The organism is Methylobacterium sp. NEAU K (assembly GCF_030700285.1).
Lineage (GTDB): Bacteria > Pseudomonadota > Alphaproteobacteria > Rhizobiales > Beijerinckiaceae > Methylobacterium.
The window spans coordinates 268,132-290,253 of record NZ_JAUYZJ010000001.1 but is presented as its reverse complement, the minus strand read 5'-3'; the positions used below and the strand labels follow the sequence as shown (position 1 = coordinate 290,253).

Annotated in this window: 19 protein-coding genes; 9 read left to right on the top strand and 10 right to left on the bottom strand. The window is 70.5% G+C overall.

What is annotated here, in order from left to right; translation table 11 throughout:
• Nucleotides 1-56 precede the first annotated feature (56 nt).
• Nucleotides 57-239 (bottom strand): hypothetical protein, encoded by a 183-nt coding sequence (locus Q8W67_RS01370; protein WP_305539473.1) that lies wholly within the window; start codon nt 237-239, stop codon nt 57-59.
• Between the two features lie 177 nt (nt 240-416).
• Here Q8W67_RS01370 and Q8W67_RS01365 point away from each other — a divergent pair, with 177 nt between their 5' ends.
• The 4 genes from Q8W67_RS01365 to Q8W67_RS01350 all read left to right on the top strand — a co-directional run bounded on the left by Q8W67_RS01365 (nt 417) and on the right by Q8W67_RS01350 (nt 6,085).
• Nucleotides 417-1,700 (top strand): efflux RND transporter periplasmic adaptor subunit, encoded by a 1,284-nt coding sequence (locus Q8W67_RS01365; protein ID WP_305539471.1) that lies wholly within the window; start codon nt 417-419, stop codon nt 1,698-1,700.
• 22 nt (nt 1,701-1,722) lie between these two features.
• A complete protein-coding gene (locus Q8W67_RS01360) occupies nt 1,723-4,863 on the top strand; it encodes an efflux RND transporter permease subunit (RefSeq protein WP_305539468.1) in 3,141 nt (1,046 codons plus the stop codon).
• Between the two features lie 85 nt (nt 4,864-4,948).
• Complete coding sequence (locus tag Q8W67_RS01355; RefSeq protein WP_305539465.1) at nt 4,949-5,506, top strand: DUF4337 domain-containing protein; 558 nt, start codon at nt 4,949-4,951, stop codon at nt 5,504-5,506.
• A 51-nt stretch (nt 5,507-5,557) separates the two neighbouring features.
• A complete protein-coding gene (locus Q8W67_RS01350) occupies nt 5,558-6,085 on the top strand; it encodes a phosphate-starvation-inducible PsiE family protein (RefSeq protein WP_305539462.1) in 528 nt (175 codons plus the stop codon).
• A gap of 7 nt (nt 6,086-6,092) precedes the next feature.
• On the opposite strand, the gene Q8W67_RS01345 is transcribed toward Q8W67_RS01350, so the two are convergent.
• Nucleotides 6,093-6,611, bottom strand: coding sequence for a TspO/MBR family protein (locus Q8W67_RS01345; protein WP_305539459.1), 519 nt, complete (start codon nt 6,609-6,611; stop codon nt 6,093-6,095).
• A gap of 81 nt (nt 6,612-6,692) precedes the next feature.
• Here Q8W67_RS01345 and Q8W67_RS01340 point away from each other — a divergent pair, with 81 nt between their 5' ends.
• The 4 genes from Q8W67_RS01340 (at nt 6,693) to Q8W67_RS01325 (ending at nt 10,842) form a co-directional block, all read left to right on the top strand.
• Nucleotides 6,693-7,895, top strand: a complete 1,203-nt coding sequence (locus Q8W67_RS01340; protein ID WP_305539456.1) for a PLP-dependent aspartate aminotransferase family protein — start codon at nt 6,693-6,695, stop codon at nt 7,893-7,895.
• Between the two features lie 93 nt (nt 7,896-7,988).
• Nucleotides 7,989-8,468, top strand: a complete 480-nt coding sequence (locus tag Q8W67_RS01335; RefSeq protein ID WP_305539454.1) for a hypothetical protein — start codon at nt 7,989-7,991, stop codon at nt 8,466-8,468.
• 101 nt (nt 8,469-8,569) lie between these two features.
• Nucleotides 8,570-9,499, top strand: a complete 930-nt coding sequence (locus Q8W67_RS01330; protein WP_305539451.1) for an AEC family transporter — start codon at nt 8,570-8,572, stop codon at nt 9,497-9,499.
• Nucleotides 9,500-9,612: 113 nt separating this feature from the next.
• On the top strand, nt 9,613-10,842 hold the full coding sequence (locus tag Q8W67_RS01325; RefSeq protein WP_305539440.1) for an acyl-CoA dehydrogenase: 1,230 nt from the start codon (nt 9,613-9,615) through the stop codon (nt 10,840-10,842).
• A gap of 181 nt (nt 10,843-11,023) precedes the next feature.
• On the opposite strand, the gene addB is transcribed toward Q8W67_RS01325, so the two are convergent.
• Both addB and tcuA read right to left on the bottom strand, forming a co-directional pair.
• Nucleotides 11,024-14,188: a double-strand break repair protein AddB gene (addB, locus tag Q8W67_RS01320; protein WP_305539439.1), complete on the bottom strand. Its 3,165-nt coding sequence runs from the start codon at nt 14,186-14,188 to the stop codon at nt 11,024-11,026.
• A gap of 105 nt (nt 14,189-14,293) precedes the next feature.
• Nucleotides 14,294-15,790: an FAD-dependent tricarballylate dehydrogenase TcuA gene (tcuA, locus tag Q8W67_RS01315; protein WP_305539437.1), complete on the bottom strand. Its 1,497-nt coding sequence runs from the start codon at nt 15,788-15,790 to the stop codon at nt 14,294-14,296.
• Nucleotides 15,791-15,908: 118 nt separating this feature from the next.
• On the opposite strand from tcuA, the gene Q8W67_RS01310 reads away from it, so the two are divergent.
• Nucleotides 15,909-16,562: a GntR family transcriptional regulator gene (locus Q8W67_RS01310; protein WP_305539435.1), complete on the top strand. Its 654-nt coding sequence runs from the start codon at nt 15,909-15,911 to the stop codon at nt 16,560-16,562.
• A gap of 19 nt (nt 16,563-16,581) precedes the next feature.
• Here the strand turns inward: Q8W67_RS01310 and Q8W67_RS01305 are convergent, their stop codons facing one another.
• From Q8W67_RS01305 to Q8W67_RS01280, 6 genes are all read right to left on the bottom strand, one after another.
• On the bottom strand, nt 16,582-17,889 hold the full coding sequence (locus Q8W67_RS01305) for an MFS transporter (protein ID WP_305539433.1): 1,308 nt from the start codon (nt 17,887-17,889) through the stop codon (nt 16,582-16,584).
• Between the two features lie 24 nt (nt 17,890-17,913).
• Nucleotides 17,914-19,296, bottom strand: a complete 1,383-nt coding sequence (locus Q8W67_RS01300) for a 2-hydroxycarboxylate transporter family protein (RefSeq protein WP_305539431.1) — start codon at nt 19,294-19,296, stop codon at nt 17,914-17,916.
• Nucleotides 19,297-19,645: 349 nt separating this feature from the next.
• On the bottom strand, nt 19,646-20,335 hold the full coding sequence (locus Q8W67_RS01295) for a metal ABC transporter permease (protein ID WP_305539429.1): 690 nt from the start codon (nt 20,333-20,335) through the stop codon (nt 19,646-19,648).
• Between the two features lie 110 nt (nt 20,336-20,445).
• Complete coding sequence (locus Q8W67_RS01290; protein ID WP_305539427.1) at nt 20,446-20,778, bottom strand: winged helix-turn-helix domain-containing protein; 333 nt, start codon at nt 20,776-20,778, stop codon at nt 20,446-20,448.
• A 47-nt stretch (nt 20,779-20,825) separates the two neighbouring features.
• Nucleotides 20,826-21,434 carry a HupE/UreJ family protein gene (locus Q8W67_RS01285; RefSeq protein ID WP_305539425.1) on the bottom strand — a complete coding sequence of 203 codons (609 nt, stop codon included), beginning with the start codon at nt 21,432-21,434 and terminating at the stop codon, nt 20,826-20,828.
• Complete coding sequence (locus tag Q8W67_RS01280) at nt 21,431-21,721, bottom strand: hypothetical protein (protein WP_305539423.1); 291 nt, start codon at nt 21,719-21,721, stop codon at nt 21,431-21,433. Before Q8W67_RS01280 ends, Q8W67_RS01285 begins: the two co-directional genes overlap by 4 nt.
• Nucleotides 21,722-22,122: the final 401 nt, after the last annotated feature.

The window sequence follows — 22,122 nt, the reverse complement described above, 5'->3', positions numbered from 1 at the left end:
TGAGGCGCCCGCCATGGCGGCGGACGCCTCATTCAACGCGTCATAGTAGGCCAGGCTTAGGAAATCAGGTCCAGCTTGGCCGCTTCGATCCCGTCGGCGCGGATCGTGTCCGGCAGGGACGAGAAGTCGCGGTATCCAGCCTCGCGGGCCATCGCGTCGAGCGCCGTCTGCTCGCTGTCGGCAGCTCCGGTCCAAAGCACAGCACCGCTCTTCTTCTGCTTGATTTGAAAAATGCTCATCTACCCCTCCCCGATCGCGCGAAAACCATCACTTTAATAACGTGGACTTGTTCGGTCGGTTGCAGCGCAAGGACCCTAAACTGCGACACGTTCCACCGGTGACTGACCTGCGGCCCGGAGCCCGAGGACGGAACCCCGCGAAGTCGCTATGCTCACCTCATCGAGGGTATCCGCGCCATGAAAACGCCGACCTGCACAGCGACGGAGGCGCAGGACCAGGACAGCGCCGCCAGCGAGGCCTCCGTTTTGCAGATCTTCCGTGGGCGCGCGTCCCGCTTCCGCTACCTGTGCGGTCTCGCGATTCTCGCCGCAGCGCCGGCCCACGCCGTCGAGACGGCCGCCGTCCCAGATGCCGCCATTATCGCTCCGGCCGTCACGGTCGTCACGGCCGAGCGCCGCGAGATCGTGGAGCGGGCCGTGGTCACCGGTACCCTGGTCCCCCGGGACGAGATCCTGGTCTCCCCGGAGATCGAGGGCCTGCGCATCACCGACTGGCTCGTGGAGGAGGGCGACCGCGTCACAAAGGGCCAAGTGCTCGCGACGCTGTCGCAGGAGATGATCGTCACCCAGGAGGCCTCGAACGCGGCGGCGATCGCCCGGGCCGAGGCGGCCATCGTCCAAGCCCAGAGCCAGATCGTCCAGGCGGAGGCCGCCAACCTGGAGGCAAAGCAGTCGCTGGAGCGCGCCCAGTCCCTGGCCAAGACCGGCAACGCCACCGCGGCCGTGCTGGAGCAGCGCGTCTCGGCCGCGCAGGGGGCCGAGGGCCGCCTCGCCGCGGCCCGGGGCGGCCTGAAATCCGCCCAGGCGGATCTCGCCACGGCCCGGGCAGCCGGCGCCGAGATCGCCCTGCGGCGCGCCCGCACCGATATCCGCGCGCCGGAGGCCGGCATCGTCAACCGGCGCACGGCCCGGATCGGCGCCACCGCCACCTCGGCGGGCGAGCCCCTGTTCCGGCTGATCGCCCGGGGCGAGATCGAACTCGAGGGCGAGGTGCCGGAGACGTCGCTGGCGCGCATCCAGGTCGGAGACCCGGCGAGCCTCGACCTCGACGACGGTCGCCACCTGCAGGGCGAGGTGCGCCGGGTCTACCCGGAGGTCGACCGCGCCACCCGCCTCGGAAAGGTCCGCGTCCGCCTCACCGACGATCCTGCGCTCCGCATCGGCGCCTTCGCCCGCGGCACCGTGGAGGTGGCGCGCCGCGACGGCATCGCGGTCCCGGTATCCAGCCTGCTCTATGCGGCGGACGGCCGCGCCAGCGTCCTGGTGGTCAAGGACGGGCGCGTCGAGGCGCGCGCGGTCGATACGGGCCTCTCCGCCGAGAGCTTCACGGAGATCCGCTCAGGCGTCGCGGCCGGCGAGAGCGTCGTGGCCCGGGCGGGCAGCTTCCTGCGCGACGGCGACCGGGTGCGGGCCGTGCCGTCGCCGGCCGGCAAGCCCATGGCCGACGCGGCTGCGCGGTAGGACGAAGGCAAAGGATCCGGCCATGCGCCTCAACGTCTCCGCCTGGGCGATCCGGAAGCCCCTGCCCTCGGTGGTTCTGTTCCTGGTCCTGATGATCCTCGGACTGGTGAGCTTCCGTGCCCTGCCGATCACCCGATTCCCCAACATCGACATCCCGATCGTCTCGGTGACGATCACACAGTCCGGCGCTGCGCCCGCCGAGCTGCAGACCCAGGTCACGAAATGGGTCGAGGATTCGGTCGCCGGGGTGAAGGGCGTCAAGCACATCCTGTCGACCATCACCGAGGGCATCTCGACGACCACGATCGAGTTCCGCCTCGAGGTGAACCAGGACCGGGCGACCAACGACGTCAAGGACGCCATCGCCAAGATCCGCCAGAACCTGCCGCGCACCATTGACGAGCCGATCGTCTCCCGGGTCGAGATCGCCGGCCTGCCGATCATGATCTACGGCGCCTCCGCGCCGGCGATGACGCCCGAGGACCTGTCATGGTTCGTGGATGACGTGGTCGCCCGCGGTCTCCAGAGCGTGAAGGGCGTCGGCGGCGTCGAGCGCCTGGGCGGCGTCGCCCGGGAGATCCGCGTCACGCTGAAGCCCGACCGGCTGCTGGCGCTCGGCATCACCGCGGCGGATGTGAACCGGCAGCTGCGCCTGACCTCCGCCGACATGGCCGGCGGCCGGGGCGAGGTCGGCGGCCAAGAGCAGTCGATCCGGACGCTGGCCGCCTCGGCGAGCCTCGACACCCTGGCCAAGACCTCGATCGTCGTTCCCGGCAACCGCAAGGTCCGGCTCGACGAGCTGGCGATCCTTTCGGATACAGCCGAGGAGCCGCGCACCTTCGCGCGCTTCAACGGCGAGCCTGTGGTGGCCTTCGCGGTCTCCCGGGCCAGCGGCGCCAGCGATGCCGACGTCTCGGTTGGGGTCGCCAAGAAGATCGCCGCGCTCCACGCGGCCAATCCGGACGTGCGCTTCGACCTGATCGACACCAGCGTCGTCAACACGATCGGCAATTACCATTCGGCCATGATGGGCCTGATCGAGGGGGCCGCGCTCGCGGTCGTCGTCGTGCTGCTGTTCCTGCGCGACTGGCGCGCCACGCTGATCGCCGCTGTGGCGCTGCCGCTCTCGGTGCTGCCGACCTTCTGGGTGATGAGCGCCTTGGGCTTCTCGCTCAACGCCGTCAGCCTGCTGGCGATCACGCTCGTCACCGGCATCCTGGTGGACGATGCCATCGTGGAGATCGAGAACATCGTCCGGCACATGCGGATGGGGAAGTCGCCCTATCGCGCGTCCCTGGAGGCGGCCGACGAGATCGGGCTCGCGGTCATCGCCATCACGGCCACGATCATGGCGATCTTCTCGCCGGTCTCGTTCATGGGCGGCATCGCCGGCCAGTACTTCAAGCAGTTCGGCCTCACGATCGCCGCGGCCGTATTCATGTCGCTGCTGGTCGCGCGCCTGATCACCCCGCTGCTCGCCGCCTATTTCCTGCGCGACCACGGCCCCGACCACACGCGGGACGGGTTCGTGATGCGCGGCTACACGCGTCTCGTGGCGTGGTCCGTGCGGCACAAGTTCGTGACGCTGATCCTCGGCATCGCGTGCTTCGCGGCATCCATCCTGTCGACGCAGCTGCTGCCCGCGGGCTTCCTGCCCGCGGAGGACCAGGCGCGCACGCTGTTCGTGCTGGAACTGCCGCCGGGTGCCCGGCTCCCGGACACGGTCCAGCTCACCGACCGGATCGAGGAGAAGATCCGGGCGCTGCCCGAGGTGAAGAGCGTGTTCGTGGATGGCGGCCGGCAATTGCCGGCCAAGAAGGAGGTGCGGCTCGCCAGCCTGACCATCAATCTGACCCCGAAGAACACCCGTGCCCGCACCCAGAAGCAGGTCGACGCGGAGGTCTCCGCGATCCTGCGCGAGGAGCCGGACATCCGCTTCTGGGCCCTGCGCGAGAGCGGGCAGCGCGACCTCGCGCTGATCATCGCGGGCCCCGACAAGGCGGTGGTGGCGGATGTGGCGGCCAGGCTCCAGCGCGAGGCCGCCAAGGTCCCGCACCTCGTCAACGTCATGTCGACCGCGCCCCTCGACCGGACGGAAATCCGCATCCGGCCCAAGCCCGGGGTGGCGGCGGATCTCGGCGTCAGCACCGATACCATCGCCGAGACCGTGCGGGTCGGAACGATTGGCGACATCGGCATGAACCTCGCCAAGTTTAACGCCCCTGACCGGCAGATACCGATCCGGGTGCAGCTGCCCGAGAGCCTGCGCGGCCGGCTCTCGGAGCTGGAGACCCTGAAGGTGCCGGTGAAGGGCGGCGCCGCCGTGCCGCTCGCCACCGTGGCCGATATCAGCCTCGGCCAGGGCCCCACGGGAATCGACCGCTACGACCGCGCCGTGCGCGTCGCCATCGAGGGCGACATGCAGGGGACCGACGCCCTGGCCGAGTTGATCGGCCGGGTGATGGACCTGCCCACCGCCAAGAACCTGCCGCCTGGGGTCACGATCAGCCAGACCGGCGACGCCGAGGTGATGGGCGAGGTGTTCGAGGGCTTCGCGCTCGCCATGGGCGCCGGCCTGATGATGGTGTTCGGCGTGCTGATCCTGCTGTTCGGCAACTTCCTCCAGCCGCTCACCATCCTGTTCTCTCTGCCGCTCTCCATCGGCGGCGCGATCCTCGCGCTGCTGATCTGCCACATGCCGATCTCGATGCCGGTGGTGATCGGCATCCTGATGCTGATGGGCGTGGTGACCAAGAACGCGATCATGCTGGTGGACTTCGCCGTCGAGCAGATCCACGCCGGCGTCGACCGGGACACCGCCATCGTGGATGCCGGCCGCAAGCGCGCGCGGCCGATCGTGATGACCACCATCGCCATGGCGGCCGGCATGGTGCCCTCCGCGTTGGCGCTCGGGATCGGCGGCGAGTTCCGCGCGCCGATGGCCGTGGCGGTGATCGGCGGCCTGATCGTCTCCACTGTGCTGTCGCTGGTCTTCGTACCGGCGATCTTCGTCCTGATGGACGATCTCTCGCGCCTGCTCGGACGGCTGTTCGGCCGCTTCGTGGGTGAGCGTGACGACCCGGAGGATGAGCCGGCCTACGGCCAACCGGGGCATCCGGCCAATGACGGCCGCCCGCTGCCGCCGCGGGTCGCCGCGGAATAGACCCCGGGCGGCAACTCCGCATTGCGCGCCGCGCCGCGATGGGCTGTGAGTCGCCCCCGACGAATCAACGGGGAATCGGGAAGCGATGTCGGGTGGTCACGGGGCGATCGAAGGCTCGAACAAGCGCGTCGCGCTGCTGATTTCGGTGCTGGCGCTGTTCCTCGCGTTCAGCGAGACTCTGGGCAAGGCGGCTCAGACGGACTCGATCGGTTCCAACGTGGAGGCCGCCAACCAGTGGGCCTATTTCCAGGCGCGCACGATCCGCTCGACCGTGCTCAAGACCGCCGACGAGGCCCTGGCACTGCTCCCGCCGGGGCCGAGCCAGGACGCGATCGCGGCCAAGCGCGCGGAATGGGCCAAGACCCTGGCGCGCTGGGAATCCGAGCCCGCCACCGGCGAGGGGCGCAAGGAGCTGACCGAGAAGGCCCGGGCTTCCGAGGCGCGCCGCGACCTGTCGCTGCTGCGCTACCACCATTACGAACTGGCCTCGGCGGCCTTCCAGATCGGCATCGTGCTGGCGTCGGCGGAGGTGATCACCGGCATCACGCTCCTGGTCTTCGCCGGCGGATTCCTCGGACTGGCCGGGGCGGTCCTGCTTGGATTCGGCTACCTGGCACCGCACGCGCTGCCGTTCTTCCACTGACCCGGCCGCCAGCCGGTCCGCTTCCGCCACAAACCCGGGGACTCTTGCGCGATGGCCGACGAGGGCGAAGAACAGGGGCGCCTGACGCGGGTCGCCAGTGCGATCTTCCTGCACACCGAGCACACGATCTACGCGGCGCTGGGCCTGCTGCTGGCGCTCACGGCGCTCGTGGCGCTGATCGAAGCCACCGGATTGACCTGGCAGGCCCTCCGGGAACTCGGAGGACCCGAGCGGATCCTGGAGGTGATCGACCGGCTGCTGTTCCTGCTGATGCTGATCGAGATCCTGCACACGGTGCGGGTCTCGATGCGGTCGGGCACGCTGACCTGCGAGCCGTTCCTGATCGTGGGGCTGATCGCCTCGATCCGGCGGGTGCTGGTGATCACCCTGCAATCCTCGGAGATCACCCACGCCAAGGATTGGTCGCCGGAGAAGCAGGCGTTGTTCCAGGCTTCCATGATCGAACTCGGCGTGCTGGCCGGGCTGATCCTGACGATGGTCTTCGCGATCTTCCTGCTGCACCGTGCCCGCGAAGACGGGAAGCCCGCGGGTACGGAATCCGCGAGCAGCGGGCACTGACGGACGCTCAGTTCATCCGCAGGATCGCGGCGTTGAGCAGCGTCGCGAAGGCGACCCAGGCGGCGTAGGGCACCAGGAGCCAGGCCGCGATCCGGTCGAACCGCCACGACAACCGGATCGTCCACAGCACCATCACGAGCAGCACCGCCACAACGATCAGACCGGCGCCCATCGCATGGGCGGTGAAGAACACCGGCGTCCACACGGCGTTCACGGCGATCTGCACCAGGAAGGCGGCGAGCGCGAGCCGCCAGCCCGCGCGGGCGGGCCCCGTGCGCGGCGCCGCGCCGAGCAACCGCCAGAGCGAGGCGGCGATCATCATGTCGAGCACCGTCCAGGCCACCGGGAACACCCAGTCCGGCGGGTTGAACGGCGGCTTGTTCAGGCCTGCGTACCAGCCCGGAATCTCAGCTCGGGTCGCCATCGAGCCGATCACCGCGGTCGCCATCACGGGTGCGATCGCGGCGGCCAGGCGCAACCAGGGCGGCAGGGCCGAGCCCACGGGGATTTGAGTCGCGGCGGTCATCGTCGTTCGTCTCCGCGGGTGCGGGTTGCAGGGGGCCGCACGCCATGGCACGCGCCTGTCTCTATCCGCCGGATTCGCCAGATGTCACAGCCTAACGCGCCGCAGGGGCCGACGGATACCGGGATCGACAGGGCGTCGGGCTTCACACGCCGCAGCCTCGCCGCTCAGGCGATGGGCCGGATCGAGCCCGAGACCCGCGCGGTGGTGATGCCGCTCCACGTCTCCACCACCTTCATCCGCGATCCCGACAACGGCTACTCCTCGGGCTACTGCTACGCGCGGCCCGACAACGCCACGGTCCGCGAGGCCGAGGCCGTCCTGGCGATGCTGGAGGGTGCGCAAGCCGGCGCCCTGCTGTTCGGCTCCGGGATGGCGGCGGCCACGGCGGTGTTCGGCGCGTTGGAGCCCGGCGACCACGTGATCGCTGGCACCGTCATGTATTGGGCGCTCAAGCGCTGGCTGCGCGCGGAGGCGCCCCGGCGCGGGCTGGCGCTGACCTTCGTGGACACCGACGACACCGACGCCCTGCGGGCGGCGATCCAGCCGGGCCGGACCAAGCTCCTGTGGATCGAGACGCCCGGCAACCCACTCTGGACGGTCACCGACATCGCCGCCGCCGCGGAGATCGCCCACGCCGCCGGGGCGCGCCTCGCGGTCGATTCGACCGCCGCCTCGCCGGTGCACACCCGTCCCCTCGAACTCGGCGCCGACATCGTGATGCACTCGGGCACCAAGATCCTGAACGGCCATTCCGACGTGGTGGCGGGCGTGCTCGCGGGCGCGACGGTAGACCCGTTCTGGGAGCGGATCCGCGACATCCGCGCGGGCAGCGGCGGCATCCTCGGCCCGTTCGAGGCCTATCTCCTGATGCGCTCCCTGCGGACCCTTCACCTGCGGGCGGCGGCGCAGTCGGCGGCCGCCCTGAAGCTCGCCCGGGGCCTGAGCGCCCACCCCCACGTGACCCGCGTTCTCTATCCGGGCCTGCCGGACGATCCCGGGCACGCGGTCGCGCTCCGGCAGATGCGCGACGGCTTCGGCTTCATGCTGTCGATCCGCGTGGCGGCCGGCGAGGCCGGCGCGATCGCCACCGCGGCCCGGGTGCGGCTGTGGAAGCGGGCGACCTCGCTCGGCGGCGTCGAGAGCCTGATCGAGCACCGGGCCTCGGTGGAGGGCCCGGACAGCCCCTGCCCGCCGGATCTGCTGCGCCTGTCCACCGGCATCGAGGACCCCGACGACCTGTTCGGCGACCTCGACCGGGCGTTGTGTGATGCGCACGAAGCCTGATTGCCTCGGGCGCGTGGTGCCGAAGGCCACCCTGGCGCGTTGTGCCGGCAATTCCGCAGGCGACCACCGCCACAGACCGCGAGTCTCACGTCCATGTCCGCTCACTCCCGCGCACGCTTGCCCGGCACGCTGGCGCTTCTCGCCCTGGTCCTCGGGACCGGATCAGCCCGCGCCGACGCAGTGCCGCATCTCGACGTCGAGAAGACCTGCCAGTCGGCACAGGTCGCCAACACGTCCATCAGCGATAAGGCCAATTACGACGGTTGCCTCCGCTCGGAGCGGGAGGCCAAGCGCGAGGCCGAGAGCCACTGGAGCGGCTACACCGCCTCCGCGAAACGGCAATGCGAGGACCAGTTCAAGGCGGGCGGCTATCCGTCCTACGTCGAGATGGTGACGTGCCTGGAGCTGGCCTCAGGCACCGTGCCGACCCAGTCCAACGACGGCGGCAGGGCGGTGGGCGGCCCCGGCTCGCCCAAGGACGTCAAGGTGCAGCGGGAGGGCGGCGCCAACCTCACGAAGGAACCGCCCGCTAGCCAGCGCACGAACCCGATCGAGGTTCTGGAGAACAAGTAGCCCGGCGACCCCGCCTCGGAAAAAATCGGACGGCGCGCAAAAAGGAGGTGCGCCGGCATGCTATGCGCCGGCATCCTCCGCGCAGCCCCCCGACCGGCCCCGTGAACGCCCTCGCCATCATCGCCCCGATCTTCGGGATCGTCCTGATCGGGTGGGCGGCGGCGCTCGCGGGACTGCTGTCCGACCGGGTGAGCGACGGCCTTTCCGAATACGTCTTCGCGGTCGCGGTCCCGGCGCTGATCATCGCCACGCTGACCAGGCCGGGGATGAGCGGCGAGGTCGCGTGGTCCTACTGGGTCTCGTATTTCGGCGGCGCCAGCCTGTCGTGGCTGGTGGGGACGTTGATCGCCCGGCGGCGCCCCGGGATCGAGCGCCGGGGGACGATCCTGCACGGCTTCGCGGCGAGCCAGTCGAACACCGTGTTCGTCGGCGTGCCGATGATCCTCCAGGCCTATGGCGAGGACGGCGCGTTCCCGCTGTTCATGCTGCTCGCCGTCCACCTGCCGCTGATGATGGGCAGCGCCACCTTCCTGATCGAATCCGATTCCGGCCTGCCGGTGCTGGCCCGCATCCGCGGCCTCGCCCTGGTGCTGCTCAGGAACCCGATCTTCGTGGCCCTGCTCATCGGCATGGCGATGAAGAGCCTCGATGTCGCCCCGGCGGGGATCGTCCGCTCCCTGATCGACGCCTTCGCCGGCACCGCCTCCACCTGCGCACTGGTGGCGCTCGGGGCCGGCCTCAAGCGCTACCGGGTGCTGTTCGACCTCAAGGGCGCACTGGTGATCGCGGTCCTGAAGAACATCCTGCATCCGCTGGCGGTCTGGATCCTCGCTTTTCACGTGTTCGCGATGCCGACCGCCTACGCCGGCGTCGCGACCCTGTTCGCCGCCATGCCGGTGGGGATCAACGCCTATCTGCTGGCAGCGCGCTACAAGACCGAGACCGGGATGGTCGCGGCCTCGGTGCTGGTCTCGACCCTGCTGGCGCCCCTGACGACCTTGGCCTGGCTCACCCTCCTCGGCCGGGCGTGACGCCGGAGCCCCAGCGTCACCGGGCGCGTTGGACGGCAGGCCGCGCCGGTCTAGGGTAGGCCCAAGCGCGCGGGCCCTGAAGCCCGCCAGACCCCTGCAGGCGAGGAATTTCGATGAACGCTCCGATGCGCCCCCCGGGCAGCGCCTCCCCGTCAGTCGCGGCCTCGGCCCGCTTCGTCTGGGAGGATCCCTTCCTCCTGGAGGACCAGCTTACCGAGGACGAGCGGGCGATCCGCGACGTGGCCCAGAGCTTTGCGCAGGAGAAGCTCCTGCCCGGGATCGTCGAGGCCTACGCCACCGAGAAGTCCGATCCCGGCCTGTTCCGCCAGATGGGTGAGCTGGGCCTGCTCGGCGTGACCCTACCGGAGGAATACGGCTGCGCGGGCGCCTCCTACGTCGCCTACGGCCTCGTGGCGCGGGCCGTGGAGGCGGTGGATTCCGGCTACCGATCGATGATGAGCGTCCAGTCCTCGCTCGTCATGTACCCGATCCACGCCTACGGCTCCGAGGAGCAGCGGAAGAAATTCCTACCAAAGCTCGCCTCCGGCGAATGGATCGGCTGCTTCGGCCTGACCGAGCCCGATGCCGGCTCTGACCCCGCCGGGATGAAGACCAAGGCCGAGAAGATCGACGGCGGCTACCGGATCTCGGGGGCTAAGATGTGGATCTCGAACGCCCCCTTCGCGGACGTGTTCGTGGTCTGGGCGAAGTCCGAGGCGCATGAGGGGGCGATCCGCGGCTTCGTCCTCGAGAAGGGCATGAAGGGCCTCTCCGCGCCGATCCTGAAGGGCAAGCTCAGCTTGCGCGCCTCCACCACCGGCGAGATCGTCATGGAGGGCGTCGAGGTCGGCGAGGATGCGCTTCTGCCCAACGTCTCGGGGCTCAAGGGTCCGTTCGGCTGCCTCAACCGGGCACGCTACGGCATCTCCTGGGGGGCGATGGGTGCCGCCGAGGATTGCTGGCACCGGGCGCGCAACTACACCCTGGAGCGCAAGCAGTTCGGACGGCCGCTGGCTCAGACCCAGCTCGTCCAGAAAAAGCTCGCCGACATGCAGACCGAGATCGCCCTGGGTCTCCAGGCCTCGCTCCGGGTCGGGCGGCTGATGGACGAGGGCAAGATGGCCCCGGAGATGATCTCGCTGGTCAAGCGCAACAATTGCGGCAAGGCCCTCGACATCGCCCGCACCGCCCGGGACATGCATGGCGGCAACGGCATCATGGGCGAGTACCACGTGATGCGCCACGCCCAGAACCTCGAGACGGTCAACACCTACGAGGGCACCCACGACGTCCACGCGCTGATCCTGGGCCGGGCCCAGACGGGGTTGCAGGCGTTCTTCTGAGTCTTTTCCAGACCGCGCCTGTCCCACCAAACTCCGTCTTCCTGAGGTGGCGTCGCCCAACGGCGCCCTCGAAGGAATCCTCCAGGCGGGCCACCGATCCGCGGAGGCCTCTTTCGAGGCCCGCTGGAGCAGGCACCTCAGGATGACAGCGCGGACGGGAAGAACCGAGCGGGCGCGGGGCTCACTCCCCGCTCTCCTCACCCGCGAGCGACCATTCCAGCACCCGGGCGAGGTGGTCGTAGGCCCCGTACTGGCTGGCATATTGCGGGTAGGGCCGCGCCGTGTAGGCCGCCTCGCCGGTCATGAAGCGGGCCACCAGACCTTTCAGGCGCGTGGCGTGCTCGGACACGATCGCCTCGACGACGCGCTCCTCGCCCCGCGGCGGCTTCACCGGAGCCGGGACGAACGGCTTCCGCCCACCCGAAGCGTGGACATAGAGCAGGTCGGGGGTCGCCTTGACGGCCGGCAGGCCGTCGAAAGCGCCGTGCATCAGCATCGCCGCCTCAAGGGTGAGCTGCGGCGAGAAGCCCGAAAAAATCATCTTCGCCGAGGGCGGCGTGCCGGTCTTGTAATCGACGATGCAGGCGCTGCCGTCCGGGCGCAGCTCGATCCGGTCGGCCCGGGCGCGCAGGGTGAAGCTCTCGCGTCCCATGGGGATCACCCAGCGCCCGGAGACTTCCGCGTGGATGCGCTTCAGGCCCGGCCGGCGCTGCGCCTCCCAGTCGAGATAGGCGGCGGCCATGCGCGCGTAGCGCGGCCACCATTCTGCGTAGAGTTCCGGATAGGTGTCGGCGATCTCGCCGAAGGCATTGGCGGCGATGGCGAGGAGATGCTCCTCGGGCCGCCCGGGCAGACCCACCGGATGGGCGCGGGCGAATTCGGAAAAGATGTCGTGCACCAGGGAGCCGCGGGTGGCCACGCTCGGCACCGCCGCCAGCGGCTCCAGGGGATCGAGCCCGAGCACGTGGCGGGCGAAGATGCTGTAGGGGTCGCGCACCAGCGTCTCGATCTCGGTGACGCTGAGAGAGCGCGGGAACAGGGCCGGGTCCGGCCGCGGCGCGGGGCGTTTCAGCCGTTTCTCGGGCGGGGCGGCGTCGAGGCGGGCGGCGAGGCCGCTGAACCGGCGCCCCGCCCCCAGCACTGCCTCCCAGCTTGCATCGCCGGAGAGCGCGCGCAGGCGCTGGATCAGCCGTGACGGCACGGTCGGCGAACCCTCGCGCTTGAGCGCCCGGGTGATCACCGCGTCCCGGCAGCCCAGGGCCTGCACGAAGTCGTGCGCCATCTGGCCGATGCGGCGCTCGGGCGGGTTGAGGCCGACCCGCTCGCGCATCGGCCGGTTGAGGAAGGCGTCGGTCAGCGTCCGCACCGGCCAGACGCCCTCGTCGAGCCCGCCGAGCACCACCCGGTCCACCGACAGCAGGCGCGCCTCCAGCAGGCCGAGGATGCGCAGCCGCGGGTGCGGCGCCTCACCGGAGCAGGCCACGACGCGCTCCCGGGTCAGCGCGGTGAAGAAGGTCGCGTAGTCGTCGAAGCGGCCCGGCATCAGGTCGGGCTCGGCCATCTCCAGGTCGTCGAACAGGGCATCGAGGCAGGACAGGGAACCGTCCGCCTCCTCGTCCGGAGCGTCCGCCGGCCCGGCGAGCAGGAGGTCGCAGGCGGCGCGGTGCCGGGCGGCCGCGGCGACGAGATCGCACTCCCCGACCCCATCGGGGCCCGGGAAGTCGGCGAAGACCAGGGCCAGCCGGTCGAGGAGCGCGGCGGCCAGGTCCCAGTCGACGTCCTTGAGCCGGCGCTTGGCTCGCGGCCGGTGCTCCGGCGGGCCGGCGCGCTCGGCCGCGAGCGCCGCGCGCAGGCTGTCGAAGCCCGGGGCCGGGACCGGCCCGCGCAACAGCCCGATCTCCAGGGCCGCGGCGCCGCGCACCACCTCGGGACGCGGCAGGCCGAGGCGGACCATCGGGTGAGAGAGCAGCGCGATCAGCCGCGCCGGGATCGCGTCGGCTTGATTGCGGGCGAGGTCGGCGGCGAGTTCGGCGGTGAGGCGGGCGAGCCGTCCGGCCGGGCTCCCCGCCAGCGCCAGCCCGGCCGAATCCTCGGCCACGATGCCCCAGCGCAGGAGTTCCACCGCGACCCGGCCCGCGAGCCCCCGGTCTGGCGTGACCAGGGCTGCGGTGGCCCCGGGGGTCTGGAGCGTCTCGCGCAGCGCCAGGGCGGCGACCAAAGCTTCCTCCCGCTCGTCGGCGGCCTCGGCGAGCGCCAGCCCGTCGAGGCCGAGCCAGGCCATCGCGTCCCGTTCGTCCGGGTCGAGTTCGGCCCAGGCGTCGGTGGTGTCGGCCGGCCGCAACGCCTGCGACAGGAGGGAAGCCCGGGCTTTCTGGCCTGCGTCGGGTTGCCCCAGCGCCGCTACCTCGGCGCGCGACAGGTTGAGATTGTCCGGTCCGAGCAGCCGGTGCAGCACCGCCTGCGGATGCCCGTGCGCGATCGTGCGCGAGAAGCCTTCGCCGGTGTCGATGCCGGCCCAGCCGGCCTCGTCGAGGTCGAGGTCGAGCCCCGGCAGCACTACGGCGCCCAGGGGCAGCTTCGCCACCGCCGCGATCAGCCGCGCCGTGGCGGGCACGGAGCCCAGCGATCCGGCGACGATCACGGGATCCTGGGACACGGTTCGCGACAGGCGCCGCCCTTCGGCGAGCACGAGGCCGCGGGCGCGGGCGACGGGATCGGCGAGGCCGCGCTCGGCGAGGAGCCTCGGCCAGTTCTCGGCGGCGATCTTCACGAAGTCGAGGGTCAGGCCGAAATAACGGGAATACTCGGCCTCCACGGCGGCGCCGATCTCCGACCAGGGCAGCCCCTCTACGGTCAGCGCATCCATCAGCCGCTCGAGGTCGCCCGCGAGCCCGACCGCGTCTGCGGGCGAGGACGGCACCAGGAACGGCACCTCCGCGTCGAGGGGCAGCAAGGTGCGGTCCACGGTCTTCGCCCAGGCCTGGACGAGGCGGGCGAGAATCAGCCGACGCTCCAGCGGCGGCATCGGCGTGCTCAGCGGGTCGGCATTGGCTTCGAGCAGCGGCTCGGCGGCGAGATCGAGTTCCGCCTCGTCGGCCTCGCCCAGGGGCACCATCCGCGGCAGCAGGGTCGCGTATCCAGGCGTCCCGCGCCCGAGCTGGTCGGCCAGGATCGCGCCGAGCGCCCGCGCGGCCCGGCGGGTCGGCAGGTAGACGGTGACGGCGGCCAGCGCCAGCGGATCGTCCGCCACCGGCCCGACGAGCTGCCCGGAGAGGAGCGCCTCGACGAGCGTCGGCAGGAACGGGACGCCGCGGGCGATGGTGAAGACGGCCTGTCGGGCTGGCATGCCGGAGCTTCTACGCGCGCGCTCGGGGCCGGACCAGGGGTCGATGCGAGCGGACACGGGCAGCGTGTGGTTCAGGCGCGGCGCTCCCTCCCCCGCAGGCTTCGCTCAGCCGCGGGAAGCCGCCGCGGCGCCGTAGCCGGCGCGGCGGCCGAAGACGACGCCGGAGGTCAGGCCCGAGCCGCCCGGATAGCCGTTGAAGAACACGCCGCCGACCATCTCGCCGCAGGCGTAGAGACCGGGAATCGCGCTGCCGTCGGTACGCTTCACGCCGCCGTCGTCCCCGACCTCGACGCCGCCATACGTGAAGGTGATGCCGCCGGTGACCGGGTAGGCCTTGAATGGCCCGGCCTCGATCGTCTGGGCCCAGTTCGATTTCGGCAGCGCGAGCCCCTTGGTGCCGCGGCCGTCCTTCACGGTGGGATCGAACGGCACGCTCTCGTCCACGGCGGCGTTGAAATCCGCGATGGTCCGCTTGGCCGCCGCGCGGTCGATGCCGTCGAGCGTGTCGAGGAGCCCGTCCAGGGTGTCGGCCTCGACGAAGTGGGCGTCGTGGAACCGGTACTCGCTGTAGAGCAGGTGATCGACCTTGGCGTCGAAGATCTGCCACGCCACGTGTCCGGGCTGCTCCATGATCGAGCGGCCGAACTGCGCATAGGTGTAGTTGCGGAAGTTCTTCCCTTCGTCAACGAAGCGTTGTCCGTCGGCGTTGAGCATCACGCCCAGGAAATAGCAGATCTTGCGGTAATGCTTGCGCTCGCCATGCGGCAGGTCGAGGTTGCCGTATTCGGGCGTATGCAGGTCCATCGGCGTGGCGTGGCAGCCGCCGTAGAATCCGTGCGGCTTCGCGCCGAGCGCCAGCGCCATCTCCAGCCCGTCGCCGCGGTTGTGCGGCGTGCCGCGCACCCGGGCCTTGTCCCAGCCCTCCCCGATGAAGCGGGTGCGCAACGCGGCGTTGGACTCGAAGCCGCCGCAGGCCAGGACCACGGCGTTCGCCCGGAACGCGCCCTGGGGCGTCGCGACGCCGACCACGCGCCCGTCCTCGACGATCAGCCCTGTGGCCGGGCAGCCGTAACGGATCGCGCCCCCGGCCTTCGTAAAGGCCTCCAGCTCGGCCCGGGCGAGCCCAAAACCCTCGTCGTGGGTGGCAAGCGTCAGGCCGCCCCAGAACACGAAGCGCCCATCCTTCTCGAAGGATTGGCGGGAATAGATCGGCTCGAACTTCACACCCTGGGTCGAGAGCCAGCGCAGGGCCGAACCGCTCTCGTCGATCAGGATGCGCTGCTCGCGCGACAGCGGCCGCCCGTCGTTGAAGCCGAGCAGGTCGTCTTCGAAGGTCTTCGCGGTGTAGGCGCCGAAATCGGTGCGCGGCAGCCGCGGATCATCCGGATCGGCGAGCAGCGGGATCAGGTCGTCCTTGCACCCGTAGACGAACCGCATGGCGCCGGCCGTGTAGGCGGTATTGCCGCCGGCCAGGTCCTCCTCGGCCTTCTCGATCATCAGGACCGAGGCGCCGCGCTCCAGGGCGGCCAAGCCGGCGCTCATGGCGGCGTTGCCGGACCCGACCACCACGACATCCCACTGCGCTTCGCCCTGGCCTTGCATCCGCGCCTCCCCGCCCGTTCTCACTGTACCAGTCATTGTATACATTCGCATGCAATCTGCCGCAAGCGTTCCGGCCGCCGGCGATTCGGGGTAAGGCCGCATTCGAGGAGAGGCGGGCATGAAGGCGAGCGAGTCGGAGCGCTCCAGCGGAGCCGGCGCCTACGACCGGCTACTGCGGGCGATCGAGGAGGGCGAACTCGCCCCCGGCAGCCGCCTGCGCGAGGCGGAGCTGGCGGAACGGTTCCAGATCAGCCGAACGCCGGTGCGGGAAGCGCTCGGGCGCCTGGAGGCGCAGGGCCTCGTCGCGCACGAGCCGCATCGCGGCGCCAGCGTCGCCCAGCTCGATTACGGGCAGGTGAGCGAACTCTACGACCTGCGGGAGGTTCTGGAGGGGACAGCGGCCCGGCTCGCGGCGGTGCATGCCAGCGCGGTGGAGACCGAGATCCTGGAGGAGATGGTGGCCCGCGACCGGGCGCTGGCGGCGGACGCAGCCGCGCTCGCGCGCAGCAACCGGCTGTTCCACCGGCAGATTCATGCGGCGGCGCGCAACCGCTTCCTCCAGGGAACCCTCGAGACCATGCGCCTGTCGCTCGTGCTGCTGCCGGGCGCCACCACGCTCGCCGCCCCGGAGCGCGCCGCCGAATCGCTCACTGAGCACGCCGCCATCGTGGCGGCGATCCGGGCCCATGATGGGGACGGCGCGGAGGCGGCGGCCCGGGCTCATATCCGGGCCGCGTACAAGGCGCGGATCCGGATCTGGCAGGGCACGTGACCGCGCGGGCGCCACGCCGTCAGGCGTGGGCGGTGACACGCGCGGCTTTCGAGCCGCCCCCGAACAGCGCGAGCGTCGCGACGATCCCGCAGGCCGCCGCCGCCATCAGCCAGTAGCTCGGCGCCGCCCGGTCGCCGGTCCGCTCGATCAGGTAGGTCGAGACCAGAGGGGTGGCCGTGCCGAACAGGGCCGTGGCGAGGCTGTAGGCCAGCGAGAACCCGCTGGCGCGCACATGGGCCGGCACGACCTCCGACAGCGCGACGATCATCGCGCCGTTGTAGACGCCGAAGAAGAACGAGAACCACAGCTCGACGCCGAGCATCTTGGCGAAGGTCGGATCGGCGACCAGCCAATGAAGCGCCGGATAGGTCGTCAGCAGCGACAGGGTCGAGATCGTGAGCAGCACCGGCTTGCGCCCGAGGGCGTCCGAGGCCGCGCCGCCGATGGGCAACCAGATGAAGTTGGTGATCGCCACGCAGAGCGTCACGATCAGGCTGTCGGTCTCGGTGAGCTTCAGGACGTTCCTGCCGAACGTCGGGGTGTAGACGGTGATCATGTAGAAGGTCACCGTGGTCATCGTGGTCAGCATCATGCCGAGCAGCACGATCCGCCAATTGGCGGCGACCGTGCCCAGGATCTCCCGGGTACTGGGATGGTGGGTCCGCCGGGCGAAATCCTGCGTCTCCCGGAGCGAGCGCCGGACGAGAAAGATGAACGGTACGATAAGGCAGCCGATGAAGAACGGGATGCGCCAGCCGAAATCCCCAATCTGCTGCTTGGTCAGGGTGGCGTTGAGCCCATAGCCGATCAGGGCGGCGAAAAGGATCGCCACCTGCTGGCTGGCCGACTGGAACGACGTGTAGAAGCCGCGGCGCCCGGGCGTGGCGATCTCGAACAGGTAGATCGAGACGCCGCCGATCTCGACGCCCGCCGAGAAGCCCTGCAGCAGGCGTCCGGCGAGCACGATCAGGGGCGCCGCGATGCCGATCGTCCCGTAGCTCGGGCAAAAGGCGATGAGAACGGTGCCGCTCGCCATGATCGCCAGGGTGACGATGAGGCCCTTCCGGCGGCCGATCCGGTCGATATAGGCGCCCAGCACGATCGCCCCGAGGGGCCGCATCATCGCGCCGAGCCAGAACGTGCCGAAGGTCAGCAGCAGCTCGGTGGTCTCGTTCCCCGAGGGGAAGAACGCCCGCGATATGGAGCTGGCATAGAAGCCGAACAGGAAGAAGTCGAACATCTCGAGGAAATTGCCGCTCGTCGAGCGGAGGATCGCCCCGATCCTGGACTTCAGGGTCGCCTCGACGGCCCCCGGATCACTCACCATGACGCAACGCTCCCGGCAGCCCGTTCAAACGCCGATCCATCGCATCGCCAGGATCGTCCCCGTCACCGTGAGCGCACCGCCGATCCGGGTAGCGATCTGGGCGAACGGCATCAGTGCCATCCGGTTGGCCGCCGTGAGGATCGCCACGTCGCCGGTGCCGCCCTGGCCGCTGTGGCAGGCGTTCACGATCGCGGTCTCGATCGGGTACATCCCGAGCCAGCGCCCGACGAAGAACCCCGTGGTCATGAGCGTGGCCACGGTCGACACGATGGTGATGAGATTGACCAGGGTGAAGGCGGCCATCAGCTCGTTCCAGGGCGTGAGCGCCACGCCGATGGCGAAGAGCAGCGGGTAGGTCATCGAGACCTGAACGAACTTGTAGACCACGAAGCCGCCGGCCTGGAGTCGGGGCGACACGGCGCTGCCGAGCTTGGCGAACACCGCCAGGAACAGCATCGCCACCGGCGCCGGCAACCCGACGAGGTGGTGGGCGATGACGCCGAGCAGGTAGAGGGTGATCGCCGTCAGCCCCGCCGCGCCGATCGTGGCGGCATCGATCTGGCCCCGCGCCGCCTCGGATCGCGCCTGCGCGTCGCTGGACGCCTGGCCTTCCGCGCCGGGCTGGAGCCGCCCCTCGCCGGTGAGACGGGGATAGCGCTTGCCGACCGCATTGAGGGTGCCGGCGAAGATGATCGCTGTGAGCGAGCCCAGCATCACCGGCGGCAGCACCTGCGCGAACACGTCGCCCCATTGCTGACCCAGGGTCGCCGCGTAGCCGATCGAGAGCGGGATCGCGCCCTCGCCGACGCCGCCGGCCATGATCGGCACGACGATGAAGAAGAACGCCTTGTAGGGACCGAGTCCCAGCGCCGTGCCGACCAGCGTTCCGACGAAGGCCGCGACCGCCGAACCGATCCCGAGGGGTGCGAAGATCTTGAAGAAGCCCTTGATCAGGACCTCGCGGTCCATGCCCAGGATCGAGCCGACGATGATCGTCGCGATGTAGATGTAGAGGAAGTTGGTGAACTTGGTGAAATCTACGATCGCCTTCTCCATCTGCGGCGGGATCAGCTTGTAATAGACAAGCGCCGACGGGATGAAGGTCGCGAAGATCGCGCCGGCACCGATGTTCCGCAGGATCGGGATGCGCTTGCCGATCTCCGCGCAGGTGAAGCCGCCCATGACCAGGACGGCGATCATGTTCGGACCGTCCGACCTGATCTCACCCTCATGGACGAGAACCGCGAGCAGGATCGCCACGACGACGTAAACCGGCAGCGGAATGATGCCGATCCGGGTATCGACCAGGCGCCACCAGCCCTCCGGCCAGAACCGGGTGACGCGATGCTCGGCGCTACGGCCGTCTGCGGGGGATGAGGCGGGGGTCGTCGAGGCGGTGCTGGTCATCGGCTTCCTCCAGACTCCCGGCCACAATGTGGACCGTTCCGGCCTTCGCCGCGCCGAGCACGACAATCGCCGCGCCCCGCCGCATCCCGCGCGGCCGGCGGCGTCAAAGTCACGCTCGGCGTATCAGCGGCTGCGGAGGGCGGCAACGCGATCCACGGAACAAAGCGCGCGACCTGTCCGGCGGACCGGGATGAGGCGCCCGCACGGTGCCGCCGCCGGCGCCCGTCATCACGGGCGCCCAAAGAAAGGGGCCCGGCCGAGGGCCGGGCCTCGACGTCCATGGAGCACGGGGACCGATACCGCAGGCCGATATCCTGTCTGCGGGCGCTCCGGTAGCCGGTACCGCGCCTCACATCGGAGGCGTGAGGCCGTCCTTGCCGACCGCGACCCGGCGGGCCGTGATCGTGCCGTCATCCGCGCGGGCGGCGACCACGAAAGCCTTCGCGCCCGCGGAAATCGCACCTGTGTCGGCGGCCTCGAAGGTGACGACCGGGGCCTGCGGGGGAACCAGGATCTGGATGGACTGGCCCTTGCCGTAATCCACCGTCAGCGTCCGCTCCGCCCCGCTCCCGCTGGACGTCACGGTACCGTTCGTCATCGCGCTCCTCACCCGGGGGGCGTCCGGCGCGGTGGAGGGCTGCTCGGTCGTCACGGTGCCGTTGGTCATCGCGCTCTTCACCCGGGAGCCGCCTGCGGTGCGATCGGGGATCGCGTCCCAGTCGTAATGTCCCTCGCCGGTGCCGCGCATCGCCTCGGGGAACAGCACCACTTCCAGCGCGACCGGCGGCTCGCCCTTCGTGGCGGTCCCGATGAACACGCCGTCCTTGATCTGGTCGAGCTGGGCCGGAACGACCCACGAGATCTTCGCGTCGGGGGCGAGCGCCACCCGCTCGGTCTTTCCGTCGAGGGTCTTGAGTGTGAAGCCACCGCCCTCGACCGCCTCGATCGTGCCGCGCAGGCGCTCGACCTGGGGGGCGGCCTGCGCCCCCGCAACGAAGGTCAGCAGGCTCGCCAGGGCGAGTGTCGGGATTCTTGACATGGACCGGTCCTCACGCCGCCGGGAAGGGCGCGGCGGCCCTGAACCTGGGGCTCGGCGCGGCCGCGTCAGCCCCGGCCGGCCTGTGGCATCGCAACCGCGCCGGCCAGCGGTCAACCGGTTCGCAGCAGCCGCGCCAGGAACGGGGCGGCCGCCGCCTCCGCGGCCGCCTCGACGGCCCGGTACTGGGCGACAATGTCGGCACCGAACGCCGACAGCCGGGCGCCGCCGCCGGCCCTGCCGCCGATCTGGGCCTCGACCACGGGACGGCCGAAGCCGGTGTTCATCGCTTCCACCAGCAGCCATGCCCGCCGGTAGGACATCCCCAGAGCCCGGCCGGCGCCGGAGATCGAGCCGTGCGCGGCGATCATCTCCAGGAGCCGCACCTTGCCCGGGCCGAGGCGGTGGCCGGGCCCGAGGTCGATCCGGATGCTGAGGCGGGGCACGTCGACCGGATCCGGCAGGTGCCCCGCCGCGGGATCGGTGGCGACGCTCAGGCCGGAAGCACCAGCAGCGCGAAGCCCGCCGCCGCGACGCCGGCACCGAGCGCCGGCGCGGCCCGGGTGGCGCCGATCCGCGCCATGGCGAGGCCCAGGCCGAGCCCGGCGGCATGCAGGAGCGCGGTGGCCGCCAGGAAGCCGATCCCGAAGGACAAGCCCGAGGCGGTCTCCGGCATCTCGGAGCCGTGGGCGTGCCCATGGAATACGGCGAAGATCCCGACCAGGGCCGCGAGGAGCGCCACCGGCGCCCGCAGGCCGACCATCGCGGCAAGACCGAACACCACGATGGACAGCGCGATCCCGGTCTCGGCATAGGGCAGCGCCGCGCCCGCCATGCCGAGCCCGGCGCCCGCGCTCATCAGCGCCAGGAAGGACAGGGGCAGCGCCCAGAGCGCCCGTCCCCCGCGCAGGGTGGCCAGCAGGCCGACCGCAACCATCGCGAGCACGTGGTCGGCACCCATCAGCGGATGCAGGAAGCCCGCCTCGGCACCGGTCGCGGCGCCGTGGCCGGGATGGGCCAGCGCCGCCTGCGGCAGCAGCGCGAGCACGGCGGGAAGTGCGGCAGCGGAAGCTGAAAGGGGAGCGGCGAGCAGGCGCTTCATCGGGGATCCTTCGCGATTCTCGCTCCGATGTAGCGCCGTTCCTTCGGCGCTGCGAGCGCCTCGATGCTCGGACGCTCCATCAACGTCGCGACATGCTGGCGGCCGATGTCGATCCCGTCCTCATGCGGGCGATCCCCGGCATCCGGCTTCCTGCAAAAGGGCGTTCGCGATGCCGCTCGTCCAGGTGCGCCGGCCGTTTCCGAGCGCCTTGATCCGCCGGGCGACGGGAAGGGCATGGCGGCGATCGATGATCGCTTCGCGCGCAGCAGACCGGCCTTGCCGGCCACGCCGGACAAACATCGTCGGCCAGCGTCCAGGCGCCGATCTTACGGTGCAGCGACTTCAGGTCGACGGCCGGTATCGCCGGCCGCGGCGCGGTTCCGATCCCCGCGTCACGAAGCTGAGCTTTCCAGGCCTTGAGCCCGCTTGGGCCGAACATCGCGGATGCCAGGCGGTATCGGCCAGGTTCTTCCCGCCCTGAAGGGCGCCCGAAGCCACCTTCGCCGCGAAGGCAGGACGGCGCTCCCGCCGGGCGCCCTTGCCCATCGTCGATCCTGAACCGCCGCCCTCAGCAGCAACGCCGCTCGACCCCGCTGCCGGGCGTCACCGGATTTGCTCCTGCAACAGATCACGCAATCGGCCCTCGATCAGAAGCGCGGAGCCGTAAGGGAACTCGATATCGAAGGTA

What these genes read in the sequence shown, in the direction of transcription:
- Q8W67_RS01355 (WP_305539465.1), top strand. Translation starts at nt 4,949, where the DNA reads ATGTCGGGTGGTCACGGGGCGATCGAAGGCTCGAACAAGCGCGTCGCG.
- Q8W67_RS01350 (WP_305539462.1), top strand. Translation starts at nt 5,558, where the DNA reads ATGGCCGACGAGGGCGAAGAACAGGGGCGCCTGACGCGGGTCGCCAGT.
- Q8W67_RS01325 (WP_305539440.1), top strand. Translation starts at nt 9,613, where the DNA reads ATGAACGCTCCGATGCGCCCCCCGGGCAGCGCCTCCCCGTCAGTCGCG.
- Q8W67_RS01310 (WP_305539435.1), top strand. Translation starts at nt 15,909, where the DNA reads ATGAAGGCGAGCGAGTCGGAGCGCTCCAGCGGAGCCGGCGCCTACGAC.
- Q8W67_RS01305 (WP_305539433.1), bottom strand. Translation starts at nt 17,889, where the DNA reads ATGGTGAGTGATCCGGGGGCCGTCGAGGCGACCCTGAAGTCCAGGATC.
- Q8W67_RS01370 (WP_305539473.1), bottom strand. Translation starts at nt 239, where the DNA reads ATGAGCATTTTTCAAATCAAGCAGAAGAAGAGCGGTGCTGTGCTTTGG.
- Q8W67_RS01285 (WP_305539425.1), bottom strand. Translation starts at nt 21,434, where the DNA reads ATGAAGCGCCTGCTCGCCGCTCCCCTTTCAGCTTCCGCTGCCGCACTT.
- Q8W67_RS01360 (WP_305539468.1), top strand. Translation starts at nt 1,723, where the DNA reads ATGCGCCTCAACGTCTCCGCCTGGGCGATCCGGAAGCCCCTGCCCTCG.
- addB (WP_305539439.1), bottom strand. Translation starts at nt 14,188, where the DNA reads ATGCCAGCCCGACAGGCCGTCTTCACCATCGCCCGCGGCGTCCCGTTC.
- Q8W67_RS01295 (WP_305539429.1), bottom strand. Translation starts at nt 20,335, where the DNA reads ATGTCAAGAATCCCGACACTCGCCCTGGCGAGCCTGCTGACCTTCGTT.
- Q8W67_RS01300 (WP_305539431.1), bottom strand. Translation starts at nt 19,296, where the DNA reads ATGACCAGCACCGCCTCGACGACCCCCGCCTCATCCCCCGCAGACGGC.
- Q8W67_RS01365 (WP_305539471.1), top strand. Translation starts at nt 417, where the DNA reads ATGAAAACGCCGACCTGCACAGCGACGGAGGCGCAGGACCAGGACAGC.
- Q8W67_RS01345 (WP_305539459.1), bottom strand. Translation starts at nt 6,611, where the DNA reads ATGACCGCCGCGACTCAAATCCCCGTGGGCTCGGCCCTGCCGCCCTGG.
- Q8W67_RS01340 (WP_305539456.1), top strand. Translation starts at nt 6,693, where the DNA reads ATGTCACAGCCTAACGCGCCGCAGGGGCCGACGGATACCGGGATCGAC.
- Q8W67_RS01335 (WP_305539454.1), top strand. Translation starts at nt 7,989, where the DNA reads ATGTCCGCTCACTCCCGCGCACGCTTGCCCGGCACGCTGGCGCTTCTC.
- tcuA (WP_305539437.1), bottom strand. Translation starts at nt 15,790, where the DNA reads ATGCAAGGCCAGGGCGAAGCGCAGTGGGATGTCGTGGTGGTCGGGTCC.